Below are 12436 nucleotides of genomic sequence, written 5' to 3'. Positions count from 1 at the left end.
ATCCTCCTAGATCTGGCTCTTTTTCTTGACGTCGCTGGAGTGACCCGCGGTGTAGAACAAGAGGGCCATCTGACGGGCGCGCTTGATTTCACGGGTGAGCAGACGCTGGTGATGGGCGCAGGTGCCGGTGATGCGGCGGGCGATGATCTTGCCGCGCTCGGTGATGAAGTCGCGCAGGATGTCGGCGCGCTTGTAGTCGAGGGGCAGGTCCTTGTCGGCGCAGAAGCGGCAGAACTTGCGGCGCGGGGTGAACTTCTTCTTGAAGGCCATGTTACGCAACCTCCTCGACCGCGTCGGCCAGCTTGACGGTAACGAACTTGAAGATGCCGTCGGAGATGCGGATGTTGCGTTCCACTTCGGTCACGGCCTCGCCGGGGGCGAGGTATTCGAGGCGCACGTAGTAGCCGCGCATGTGCTTCTGCACGGGGTAGGCGAGGTCGCGCATGCCCCAGTGGTCGGCGGTGACCATCTTGCCCTGTTCACGCTCGACGACGCCGGTGAGGGTGCCGAGCAGCGCCTCGCGGGCATCCGCGGCCAGCTCCGGGGAAAGGAGCAGCAGCGTTTCAAATTTCCTCATGGGATTCCTCCTTGTGGGCTTTGGCCCGCCCCTCACGTGGGGGCGAGCAAGGCAGAAACAGGGTCTATAGTCGCAGGCCGCGCGGGTGTCAACACCCCTGTTGGCGGCGCGGGACAAGGCCGGGCGGGGATGGTCGGTTCCCGGTTGGTCGCATCGGGGGCGACTCCGGGAGATTCCGGCCGACTCGGACCAGTCCCGCCGTGCGCCTATTCCTCGTGGGTGCGCGGGTTCATGCCCAGCAGGCAGAGCACCTCATAGGATATGGTGCCCCACAGGTCCGCAAGGTCGTCGGGCGTCAGGGCCTCGCCGGGGCCGCCCAGCAGGTGGGCCGCATCCCCGGCGGCCACGCCGGGCACGTCCGACACGTCCACGGCGGTCATCTGCATGCACACCCGGCCCAGGATGGGCACGCGGCGGCCGTGCACGGTCATGGCCCCCCTGCCGGAAAGTCCCCGGCTGTAGGCGTCGGCGTAGCCGGTGGCCACGATGGCCACGGTCATGCCGCGCGGGGCGGTGAAGGTGCGCCCGTAGCTGATGGACCGCCCGGCGGGCAGGGGGTGCACCTGCAGGATGGGCGCGGTCACGTCCATGGCCGGTTCCAGCCCGTCCCCGTGGTGCGCCTGGGGGGTGCCCCGCAAGGGGTTGGAGCCGTACAGGGCGATGCCGGGGCGCTGCACGTCGAAGTGCAGTTCCGGATGGGCCAGCAGCGCGGCGGAGTTGGCCAGCGAACCCTGCGCGGCGGGCCAGGCGGCGCGCACCCCGGCCAGGATGCGGGCGAACGCTTCGCCCTGCTGCCGGGTGAAGTCGGCCCGCTCCGGGTCGTCGGACACGGCCAGGTGCGACATGGCCAGCACCGGGCGCAGCATGGGCCGGGCGTGCAGCCGGTCGAGCAGGGCGGGCAGGTCGGCCTCGGTGAAGCCAAGGCGCGCCATGCCGGTGTCGAACTTGAGGGCGATGTCCACCTGCTGGCCGGGCGCGGCGCGCGACGCCAGCAGTTCCAGCTGGTCGGCGGAATACACGGCGGGCACGATGGACCGGGCGACGCAGCATTCGGCGTCGTCGGCGTCGGTGGCGCCCAGCAGGGCCACGATGCGGCCGGGAATGCCGCCGTCGCGCAGTTGGACGCATTCGCCCACAGTGCCCGCGGCGAAGGCGTCGGCCCCGGCGGCTTCCAGCGCGCGGGCCACGGGCATGAGGCCGTGTCCGTAGGCGTCGGACTTGATCACCGGCATGGCGGCGGGAGCCATGCGGCGCAGCCGCTGGAAATTACGGCGCAGCGCGCCAAGGCGCACGCGGACGGACAGCTTGTTGTAGGCGATGGTCATGCGGGCTCCATGCTCGGGGCCGGCCAGGGAATCCGGCGACGGCTCGGGAAGGGGAACGGGCAGGCGCCGGGACCGGGGGCTCCCGGCGGCTTTTCCTGCCGGGAAAGTTATGGTAAACGACTGCGGTCCCGGTATTGTGCAGGGAGCGGTTGTACCCCCTCGCGCCGCGACATTCAACATCTTCGACGTCCCCGCCGCGCCAGGTGCGACGCGCCGCGCCGGGGGACCGGAGACCCACGTGACTTCATAAACCGGGCGCCTGCCCGGATGATCCGGATTGCGCATGACAGACGGCAGATTCCGCCCGCTCGCCGGGTTCGCGGCGTATGTGTTCCTGCTGCTTTCCGGCATCCTGTTCGCGGGCGGGGCGCACGCCCAGCAGGCGCAGCCCAACGTGCTGCAAATGCGCACAGAGGACGACCGCGAGGTGACCTGGAACCTCACGGCGGACTCCGTCACCACGCAGAACGACAGCAAGATCATCGAGGCCGAGGGCCGCGTGGCCCTGCGGCGCGGCAAGGACTACCTGAAGGCCGACTACATCCGCTATTACTCCACCACCAACTGGGTGTACCTGAAGGGCAACGTCGAGGTGCACTTCGGCAAGGACGACATCGCCGCCGAAGAGGCCGAGTTCGACCTGCGCAGCCGCACCGGCTGGATGAAGAACGGCCGCATCTTCATGGGCGACCCCCACGCCTACTTCGCGGGCGAGCGCATCGACAAGAACTGGGGCGACCTCTACACCTTCACCAACGCCAAGATCACCGTGTGCGACGGCGACACCCCGGCCTGGGCGCTCACCGCCGAGGAGGCCGTGGTCGAGATCGACGGCTACGCCCGCCTGTGGCGCTCCAACTTCCAGGTGAAGGACAACGACGTCGCCTATTCCCCCTATTTCGTCATGCCCGCCAAGCGCACCCGCCAGTCGGGCTTCCTGATGCCGCAGTACGGCATCAGCTCGCGCGACGGGTTCTACTACAACCAGCCGTACTACTGGGTGCTGGATGAAACCAGCGACGTGACCCTGAACGAATACTTCATGTCCGAGCGCGGGTTCATGCACGGCGTGGAGTACCGCGCCCGGCCCACCACCGACCAGACCACCTGGCTGCGCTTCGACTGGCTGTACGACAACGAGGTGGTGGACAGCGACGGCGATGACCCCATCGACAGCAATGACGGCCTGCTCCGCACCAACCACGAGCGGTACTGGCTGCGCGGCATGTTCGAGACGCGCCTGGGCGATCCGCGCTGGCGGCTCAAGGGCGACCTGGACTTCGTGTCCGACCAGAACTACCTGCGCGAGTTCAAGCGGGGGCTGGGCGGGTTCGGCGATTCGCGCGACAACCTGTTCGAACTGTTCGGCCGCGACATCAACGAACGCGACCGTTACCGCACCAGCCAGGTCATGCTGACCCGCGACTGGGACCGCGTGTCCGTGGCTCTGGGGGGCCGGTACGACCAGGACCCGGAACTGGGCCACGGCAACCGGGCCTACTCGGAGGATTCCCTGCCCCAGCGCCTGCCCGAGGCCGACGTGTACCTGCACCGGGGCGCCCTGTTCGAGGGGTTGCCGCTGGAAGTGCAGGCTTCGGCCCAGTCGGTGTACTTCCACCGCCGCAACGGCACCCAGGGCGCGCGACACGAGGTGCATCCGCAGATGGTGCTGCCGGTGAACGGCAAGTACGGCTCGGTAATCTCCACCGTGGGCCTGCGCCAGACCGTGTACGATACCGAGCGCCGTGAAAGCCTGCCCGGCGACGGCGGCGACTCCTCCGGCGAGGGGCGCACCCTGCCCGACTACAACGTGACGGCCTCCACCGAATTCGCCCGCGTCTACCACCTGGAGGGCGCGCCGCTCACGCTGTCGGCCGAGCAGGCGGGGCAGAGCCGCTGGACCGGCATCCGCCATGCGGTGCAGCCGCGCGTGGAATACAGCAACTTTCCGTTGGTGGACCAGCACGACAACCCCCGCTACGACGATGACGACCGCATCGGCGCGCGCAACGAACTGGTCTATTCCATAACCAACGTGTTCACGCGCAAGCGCGAGATGGTGCGCATGAAGGCCAACGACGAAGGGAAGGCGGAGCCGGGCCTGGCCACCGACTATCTGGAGTTCCTGCGCCTGAAGTTGCAGAGCGGCTACGACATCCGCGAGGCCAACCGCGACGACGAACTGGACACCTACGAACGCCGCCCGGTACTCGATTACCTGGCAGAGGTGGAATACTTCCCGGTGGCCTGGCTGTCGTGGCGCAGCCGCACGGCGTGGTCTCCTTACACCGGCGATTCCACCCAGCACGACCACAGCTTGGCCCTCATCGACCCTGAACGGGGCACGTTGCGGCTGGGCTACAATTGGCGTGCCCAACTCGACGAGTACCGCAGGACGCGCGCGAAGGACATCAGTTCGCTGTACCTGCGCGGCGAAGCCGCCGTGTGGGGGCCGTGGAGCGTGGGCGGCGAATACCGCGTGGACATCGACGAAGGCCGCGACCTGGAGCGGATTTTCGACGTCATCTATAACCACCAGTGCTTCAAGATCATCGGCCGAACCACCTTCGACCGCGACGAGGAACGCTACGAGGTGCTGGTGGTGTTGCCGGGCCTCAGCGACTAGATGGTGTCGCCACGAGCGTCTTTTTGCCCTCTGCCTGACCGACCCGAAGGGCGCGAAGCGTGCCTGTTGGGCGAGCGCGCAGCGCGAGTCCTACGGGCATTGAGAGCAGAGATGTCAGAATGCCCTTTCGCTCCGGTCGAGTACTGAAAGAGCGCGTTGCGGTCGCCAGCCGTAAGGCTCGCAGACTCGCCTAACGGCTGCCGCACTCCCGTCGCAAAAGGGCATTCTTCCTTAGCAGAGAACAAAAACTCTGCTCGTGACGACACCATCTTAATGGTGCCCTCCCGCATTTTTTCCTTGCCTTCCCTGCTCCTGCTTCTTCGGTCTTGGCGGGCGCTACGCCGTATGCCGTCCGCTCTCGCGTTTCCACTCCGAAACCATCTCGCGCACCATGGTCGCGCGTTCCGCCTCCACCTGCTTGAAGCGCTCGGCGAACACGTGCAGGTGGGTGCCGCCGCGCGGGGTGAACAGGCCCTTCACCCGGCACCACAGCGGATCCAGGGCTTCGGTCATGTGGTCGAGCACGGTGTTGGTGATGGTCTCCATGAACGACTGGTGGTTGCGGTAGGCGAACATGTACAGCTTGAAGCTCTTGGATTCCACGCACAGCCGGTCGGGGATGTACTCGGTGACGATGGTGGCGAAGTCGGGCTGGCCGGTCACCGGGCACAGCGAGGTGAATTCCGGAAAGCCGATGCTCACGATGTACGGCCGGTCCGGGAAGTTGTTGGGAAAGGCCTCCAGGATGTGCGGGCCGGGTCCGGCCTGGGGATAGTCGGCCTTCACGCCCAGCGTGCGCAGGTGCCCGGTCTGGTCCTGGCTACGGGTATAGGGGGCGTTGGCGGAGTCCGATGCGGGGCTCGATGCGGAACCGGACGCGCGGGTGTCGTTCTTCGTGGTCATGCGATGCTCTCCCGTGGGAATATGATGCGCGCATTGTGGCCGCTGGGGCCGGGCTTGGCAAGCGGTGCGGGCGGTTCGCCCATGGTGGTACCGACGACAACCACGGCAGGCGGCAGAAAACGGTTGCCACGGCGGGCCATTGCGCTATCCTGAGCGGTAAACCGCCCGTGACGGAGGAACTTCCATGGCCGAACCGCATGCCAAAGGTGTCGAAGAAGCGCTCTCGCTCGTCAAGGGCGGGCTTGGCGGCATTGCCGATCAGGTGGTGCCGTGGTTTTTTGCCAACATGCCGGACTATTACCTGCGCACCCATTCGGTGACCGAGCAGGTGCACCACCTCCAGGCCATCATTTCCGGCCGGGTGGTCACGGACAACCACGCGGTGCGCCTGGCCAGCCCCGACGGCCGCAAGATCACCTACATTTCCCCCTCCGCCTCGCGCGATCTGCACGGCATTCTGGCCGGGCTGCTGGGCGAGCACATCGAGACCGCGCGCATCTACACCACGGCCGACGGACAGTTGGGGCTGAACGAATTCCTGCTGGCCCCGCAGCCCCGCGCGGGCAGCCTGCGCACCGCCGACGGCGACGGCCTGTTCGGCTCCGCCCTGGACGCCATGCGCGCCAGCGGCGAACTGCCGGAGACGGACCTTGCGCCCTTTGCGGCGTTCCTGGCCTCCGCCAACGCGGAATACGCGGAAAAGTTCGATCCGGTGCGGGCGGCCCGCCATTTCCGGCTGCTGCGCGAGATCGGCGGCGGCGACGACACCGGGCTGCTCATCGAGCAGTGCTCCGCGCCCGGCGCCCCGGTGGCTCCGGAAGGGGCATCCCTGTCGGCCGAGCCCTGCGACGTCCGGCGCGAGACGCGCATCGTGGTGGCCATGCGCCATCCCCCGGCCACGGGCCTGTTGCTGCAAATCGCCAGGATCATGCGCCGCCTGGACATCACCGTGCACCGCGCCTACGCGGACACCTTCTCCGACGCCTCCGGCGAGACGGCCATCATGAGCTTCTACGTCTCGCACAAGGGCGACCTGATCCTGGACGATTCCGCCCTGTGGCAGAACCTGCGCAAGAAGCTGCGCCTGGTGAAGTGGTTCGCCCCGCACGAACTGGAAATCCTCGCCGACGAGGAATCCTGGCCCATCAAGCGCATCATGCTGTTGCAGGCCGCCTGCGGCTTCGCCCACGTGTTCCTGGCCAAGGACAACCAGTGGGCCTTCAGCACCCAGAACGTGGTGCGCATCGTGCTGGCCCGCCGGGCCGAGACCGCCGCGCTGGTGGACTGGTTCGAGGCTCGCTTCGACCCCACGCTGGGCGACCGCGAGGCGGCGGCCCGCAGGCTGGAGGCCGACGCCGCCGACGCCGTGAACGGGGTGGCCGACGAGCGCGAGCGCGCCGTGCTGCTGATGATCCAGCGTTTCTTCCGCCACGTGCTGCGCACCAACTACTTCCTGGACACTATCTACGGCCTGTCCTTCCGGCTGGACCCGGAATTCCTGCCGCCCGCCTACCGCCAGGAGGGCGAGGAACTGCCCTTCGGCATCTTCTTCTTCCATACGCCGGGGGGCCTCGGCTTCCACATCCGCTACCGCGACATGGCGCGCGGCGGGGTGCGCGTGGTGCCCACCCGCACCCAGGAGCAGTTCGAACTGGAGTCGAACCGCCTGTACGACGAGGTGCGGCGGCTGGCCTACGCCCAGCAGGTCAAGAACAAGGACATTCCCGAGGGCGGGGCCAAGGCGGTCATCCTGCTGGAACCCCTGGGCGACGTGGGCCTGGCCGTGGCCTCGGTGATCAACTCGCTGCTGGACGTGGTGCTGCCCGGCCAGGACACCCCGGCCCTGCCCGGCGTGGTGGACTACCTTGGCCGGGAGGAGATCATCTACTGTGGCCCGGACGAGAACATCCAGCCCGCGCACATCGCCTGGATGGTGGAGCGCGCCCGCCAGCGCGGCTACCGCTGGCCCTCGGCGTTCATGAGTTCCAAGGCCGGGGCGGGCATCAACCACAAGCAGTACGGCGTCACCAGCATCGGGGTGATGGTCTTCGCGGAGGAAATGCTGCGCCATCTGGGCATCGATCCCTTCTCCCAGTCGTTCACGGTGAAGATCACCGGCGGTCCCAAGGGCGACGTGGCGGGCAACCTGATGCGCCTGATGTTCGAGGCGTACGGCGACAACGCGCGCGTCGTGGCCGTAAGCGACGGGCACGGCGGGGCCTGGGACCCGGACGGGCTGGACCCGGCCGAACTGCTGCGCCTCGCCGACGTGCAGCGCAGCATCAGCGCCTTCGATCCGGCGCGGCTGCGCGGCGAGGGGGCGTGGGTGGTCACGGCCGACACCCCGGAAGGGGTGCGCCGCCGCGACACCCTGCACAACACCGCCCACGCGGACATCTTCATCCCCGCCGGGGGGCGGCCCGACACCGTCAACACCCGAAACTGGCACGACTTCTTCGACCGGGGCGGGGTGCCCACGGCGCGCGCGGTCATCGAGGGGGCCAACCTGTTCGTGGCGCCCGACGCGCGCAAGCGCCTGGCCGAGCGGGGGGTGCTGGTGGTGCACGGCTCGTCGGCCAACAAGACCGGGGTCATCTGCTCCTCGTACGAAGTGCTGGGCGGACTGGTCATGACCGACGAGGAGTTCATCGCCCACAAGGACCGCTTCGTGGCCGAAGTGCTGAACATCCTGCGGGTGCGCGCCCGCGACGAGGCGCGCCTGCTGCTGGCCGAGATACGCCGCTGCGACGGCTGCAAGGCCCTGCACGAGATATCGGTGGACATCTCGCTGGAGATGAATGCCGTGGCCGACGCGCTGTATGCGGCGCTGGTGGCGCGCGGCGAACCGGTGGAGGCCGACCCGGCCCTGCGCCAGGTGCTGCTGGGCTACCTGCCGCCGGTGCTGGTGGAGCGCTTTCCCGAACGGATATTCGAGCGCATCCCGTTGCGGCACCAGTACGCGCTGGTGGCCGCGCACACGGCCTCGCGCATCGTCTATGCAGAGGGCGCGGGCTGGCTGGCTCCGCTGGCGCGCCAGCGCGACGCCGAAAGCGTGGCCCGGGCCTGGCTGCGCGAGGACGTGCGCATCCGCGACCTGATCGCGGCGGTGTCGCGCAGCGGGTTGCCGGAAGCCACGGCGGTGGTGCACCTGCTGGAGCGCGGCGCGCGCAAGCGGGCCACGGAAGAAGCGCTGGGGTTGGAATGACCGCCACGGTGCGGGCTTGATTTTTCGCGGGGGCTCGCCCAATATGCCGGGTCCGCTTCCGGGGCGCGGGCAGGCGTGCGCTGCCCGGAGGCGAGAAGGAGGTTGCTGCCGTGAACAAGGATGGACATCACAAGGACGGGCACCATAAGGACGGTCCGCTGAAGGACCGTTACAGGCGCGGCTTCGTCGAGGTCGTGTGCCCCAAGTGCCGCACCACGCGCATCATCGTGGTGCCGGAAGAGCCCATGCCGCGCTGCGAGAACTGCCGCGTGGAAATGATCGTCAAGGAAGTGCTTACCGAGGGCAAGTACTAGTCCGCACGGCGGCCTTTCGCCCCCCTGCGTCGTCAGATTTTGCCATTTGCTCCGGTCACGTACGACAGAGCGCGCTGCGGTCGCCATTCGTAATGCTCGCAGGCTCGCATAACGACTGCCGCACGCTCCCTCCGCAATTGGCTCATCTTCCTCGCCGGAGAACGAAACTCCTGCCGTGCGTACAGGATGCACCAAGCATTCACGAAATTTCAAAGCGGGCTCCCGTGGGGTCTGCGCCGCGCCCCGCGCGTTTTCGGGCGGATTGCCGACGCCCGCCGTGCGTCGGGGCGCGGCATCGCGTTGCCGGTTGTGGTTTTTCAACGATATCCGATGGAGGAACGCATGAAACTGTTCAAGCTGCTGGCCGCCATGCTGGTGGCCGTGCTCGTCGCCGCGCCCGCCATGGCCGCCGACATCGAGCTGGCCAAGAAGTCCACCCTCAACGAAATCGTGGCGCGCGGCGAACTGCGCGTCGGCTTCGACGCGGGCTACATGCCCTTCGAAATGACCGACAAGAACGGCAACTACGTCGGCTTCGACATCGACCTCGGCAAGGAACTGGCCAAGGCCATGGGCGTGAAGTTCGTGCCCGTGAACACCGACTTCGACGGCATGATCCCGGCCCTGCTCAGCGACAAGTTCGACATCATCCTCAGCGGCATGACCGTGACCCAGGAACGCAACCTGCGCATCAACTTCGCCGATCCGTACATCGTGGTCGGCCAGTCGGTCATCGTCAGCAAGAAGCTGGAAGGCAAGATCAAGAGCTGGGAAGACCTGAACAAGCCGGAATACACCGTGGTCTCGCGCCTCGGCACCACCGGCGAGGAAGCCACCAAGCGCCTGCTGCCCAAGGCCAAGTACAAGTCCTTCGAAAAGGAAGCCGACGGCGCGCTGGAAGTCATCAACGGCAAGGCCGACGCCTGGGTGTACGATATGCCCTTCAACGTGGTGTTCATGGCCGAACAGGGCGCGGGCAAGGCCATCCACCTGGACAAGCCCTTCACCTACGAGCCGTTGGGCTTCGGCATCAAGAAGGGCGACCCCGACTTCCTGAACTTCCTCGACAATTTCCTGCGCCAGATCAAGAACGACGGCCGCTACGACCGCATCTACAACAAGTGGATGAAGTCCACCGAGTGGCGCGCGCAGGTGCAGTAGCAATCTGCCGCAAGGGCCTTTTTCCTTCTGCCTGACCGACCCGAAGGGCGCGAAGCGTGCCCGTTGGGCGAGCGCGTAGCGCGAGTTCTACGGGCATCGAGAGCACGGCTGTCAGAACGCCTTTTTATTCCGGTCGAGTACCGAAGAGTACACTTCCTTCATAAAAAGTCGTTCTTCCTTGGCAGAAGCGAAAAATTCCTCTTGCGGGAACGTATTGCTTTCAGTGTCCCGGCAGGGGCGGGCGCGTGCCCGCCCCGCCTTGCCCGCGTCCCCACGGTTTCGCGCGGGCGCGGTTCCCGCCTTTCGTCCCCTCCTCACCGGGGCAGGGCAGGGAACCGCCCCCGCGCGAAGCCCTGCGGCTTTCGCCGCGCCCCGGCGCGGCCATCCCCCCGGCGTTTCCGCCGTTCCGCACGGTTCCGCACCCGTGCCGGGCGCGCGGTCGCGCAGCAAAAGGAATCACGATGACGCAGTACAGAGGGCTGGACAAGCCCAAGGGCAGGGGATTCTTCCTGTTCTGGAAAGCCATGTTCGTGGCGGCCATGCTGGCGCTGGTGGCGTTCTTCTGGGTCGCCTCCTCGTCGGTGGAATACATCTGGCGCTGGAACCGCGTGCCGCAATACTTCTGGGTGAACGAAGCCGCGGACGTGCGCGCCGAGGCGGAGGGCGACGTCACCATCATCGACCGCCAGGGCAACGAACAGCGCGTGGTGGTGCGCGACGCCTCGGGCGAGGAACACCCCCACATGCTGCCCGGCGAGGGCACGGTGCTGGTTTCCGCCGGAGATTTCGCCTACCGGGGCGACGTGCTGGGCCGCTACCAGCTGAACAAGCCCGGCATCCTGCTGGAAGGGCTGTGGATCACCCTTGAAGTCAGCGTGCTGGCCATCATCGGCGGCATCGTCATCGGGGTGGTCACGGGGCTGTGCCGCATCTCCATCAACCCCATGCTGCGCTGGGGCTCCATCGCCTACATCGAGATCATTCGCGGTTCCCCGCTGCTGGTGCAGATATTCCTGTGGTATTTCGTGGTGGGCACGCTCATCAACGCCCTGCTGGAACACGTGGGGCTCGGCGGCATATCCCCGCTGTGGTACGGGGTGATGGCGCTGGCCCTGTTCACCGGGGCCTACGTGGCGGAAATCGTGCGCGCGGGCATCCAGTCGGTGCACCGGGGACAGATGGAAGCCGCGCGCTCGCTGGGCATGAGCTACGCCCAGGCCATGCGCAAGGTCATCCTGCCCCAGGCCTTCCGGCGCATCATGCCGCCGCTGGCCGGGCAGTTCATCAGCCTGATCAAGGACTCGTCCCTGCTCGGGGTCATCGCCATCCGCGAACTGACCAAGGCCACGCGCGAGGTGGTCACCACGTCGTTGCAGCCGTTCGAGCTGTGGATCGTCTGTGCGGTGCTGTACCTCGTGCTTACCTTCACCCTTTCGCTGTTCGTGCAGTACCTTGAACGCAGGGCCATCCGATGATCAACGCCACCAACGTCCACAAGTTCTTCTACACCCCCGACAGGCTGCACGCCCTGCGCGGCGTTTCGCTGTCCGTGGCCCCCGCCGAGGTGGTGGTCATCATCGGGCCCTCGGGCTCGGGCAAGAGCACCTTCCTGCGCTGCCTGAACCGGCTGGAATACGCCGACGAGGGCTCCATCCTCATCGAGGGGCGCGACATCCTGGACCCCGACTGCGAAATCAACGAGGTGCGGGCCGAGGTCGGCATGGTGTTCCAGTCGTTCAACCTGTTCCCGCACCTGACCGTGCTGGAAAACCTGACCCTGGCCCAGACCACCGTGCGCAAGCGCGGCAAGGCCGAGGCCGAGAAGAAGGGCATGGAACTGCTGCGCAAGGTGGGGATTCCCGAGAAGCACAGCGTGTATCCGGACCAGCTTTCGGGCGGGCAGCAGCAGCGCGTGGCCATCGCGCGGGCGCTGGCCATGGACCCCAAGGCCATGCTGTTCGACGAGCCCACCAGCGCCCTGGACCCCGAGATGGTGGGCGAAGTGCTGGACGTCATGAAGAACCTGGCCCGCGAGGGCATGACCATGGTGGTGGTCACCCACGAGATGGGCTTTGCCCGGGAAGTGGCGGACCGCGTGGTGTTTATGGACCAGGGCAGCATCCTGGAAGTGGGGTCGCCGGACCGGTTCTTCACCGCGCCCGAGCATGACCGGACCAAGTTGTTCCTGAGCCAGATACTGTAGCGGGGAAGTGCCGGCTTGCAGGTCAGCGCGGCCACGCTGCTAGCGAAATCCGCCCTTTGGGGCCGGGCGGCGTTGAACCGGAATTTTTGATGCTCACGTACAAAAGTACGCTGCGCTCAAAA

At 67.0% G+C, this 12436-nt stretch carries 10 protein-coding genes; 6 read left to right on the top strand and 4 right to left on the bottom strand.

Annotated elements, in window-relative coordinates; all coding sequences use genetic code 11:
* Positions 1 to 6: 6 nt before the first annotated feature.
* From rpsR to alr, 3 genes are all read right to left on the bottom strand, one after another.
* A complete protein-coding gene (gene rpsR / locus ACR4XJ_RS09105; protein ID WP_007523772.1) occupies positions 7 to 270 on the bottom strand; it encodes a 30S ribosomal protein S18 in 264 nt (87 codons plus the stop codon).
* A gap of 1 nt (position 271) precedes the next feature.
* Positions 272 to 577, bottom strand: a complete 306-nt coding sequence (rpsF, locus tag ACR4XJ_RS09100; protein ID WP_434754935.1) for a 30S ribosomal protein S6 — start codon at positions 575 to 577, stop codon at positions 272 to 274.
* Positions 578 to 783: 206 nt separating this feature from the next.
* Positions 784 to 1902, bottom strand: coding sequence for an alanine racemase (alr, locus tag ACR4XJ_RS09095; RefSeq protein WP_434754934.1), 1119 nt, complete (start codon positions 1900 to 1902; stop codon positions 784 to 786).
* Positions 1903 to 2185: 283 nt separating this feature from the next.
* Between alr and ACR4XJ_RS09090 the strand changes: the two genes are divergently transcribed.
* Positions 2186 to 4528: an LPS-assembly protein LptD gene (locus ACR4XJ_RS09090; protein ID WP_434754933.1), complete on the top strand. Its 2343-nt coding sequence runs from the start codon at positions 2186 to 2188 to the stop codon at positions 4526 to 4528.
* Between the two features lie 336 nt (positions 4529 to 4864).
* On the opposite strand, the gene queF is transcribed toward ACR4XJ_RS09090, so the two are convergent.
* Positions 4865 to 5431 carry a preQ(1) synthase gene (gene queF, locus ACR4XJ_RS09085; RefSeq protein WP_434754932.1) on the bottom strand — a complete coding sequence of 189 codons (567 nt, stop codon included), beginning with the start codon at positions 5429 to 5431 and terminating at the stop codon, positions 4865 to 4867.
* A 184-nt stretch (positions 5432 to 5615) separates the two neighbouring features.
* On the opposite strand from queF, the gene ACR4XJ_RS09080 reads away from it, so the two are divergent.
* From ACR4XJ_RS09080 to ACR4XJ_RS09060, 5 genes are all read left to right on the top strand, one after another.
* On the top strand, positions 5616 to 8636 hold the full coding sequence (locus tag ACR4XJ_RS09080; RefSeq protein ID WP_434754931.1) for an NAD-glutamate dehydrogenase domain-containing protein: 3021 nt from the start codon (positions 5616 to 5618) through the stop codon (positions 8634 to 8636).
* Between the two features lie 110 nt (positions 8637 to 8746).
* Entirely contained in the window at positions 8747 to 8950 is a 204-nt protein-coding gene (locus tag ACR4XJ_RS09075) for a hypothetical protein (RefSeq protein ID WP_434754930.1), read from the top strand.
* A 342-nt stretch (positions 8951 to 9292) separates the two neighbouring features.
* Positions 9293 to 10111 carry a transporter substrate-binding domain-containing protein gene (locus ACR4XJ_RS09070; RefSeq protein WP_434754929.1) on the top strand — a complete coding sequence of 273 codons (819 nt, stop codon included), beginning with the start codon at positions 9293 to 9295 and terminating at the stop codon, positions 10109 to 10111.
* A gap of 461 nt (positions 10112 to 10572) precedes the next feature.
* Entirely contained in the window at positions 10573 to 11586 is a 1014-nt protein-coding gene (locus ACR4XJ_RS09065; protein ID WP_434754928.1) for an ABC transporter permease subunit, read from the top strand.
* On the top strand, positions 11583 to 12314 hold the full coding sequence (locus ACR4XJ_RS09060; protein ID WP_434754927.1) for an amino acid ABC transporter ATP-binding protein: 732 nt from the start codon (positions 11583 to 11585) through the stop codon (positions 12312 to 12314). Before ACR4XJ_RS09065 ends, ACR4XJ_RS09060 begins: the two co-directional genes overlap by 4 nt.
* Positions 12315 to 12436 lie beyond the last annotated feature (122 nt).

Source organism: Nitratidesulfovibrio sp. D1, assembly GCF_051133415.1.
In the GTDB taxonomy this organism is placed as follows: Bacteria; Desulfobacterota; Desulfovibrionia; order Desulfovibrionales; family Desulfovibrionaceae; genus Cupidesulfovibrio.
This window is presented reverse-complemented; position numbering and strand designations above follow the sequence as displayed.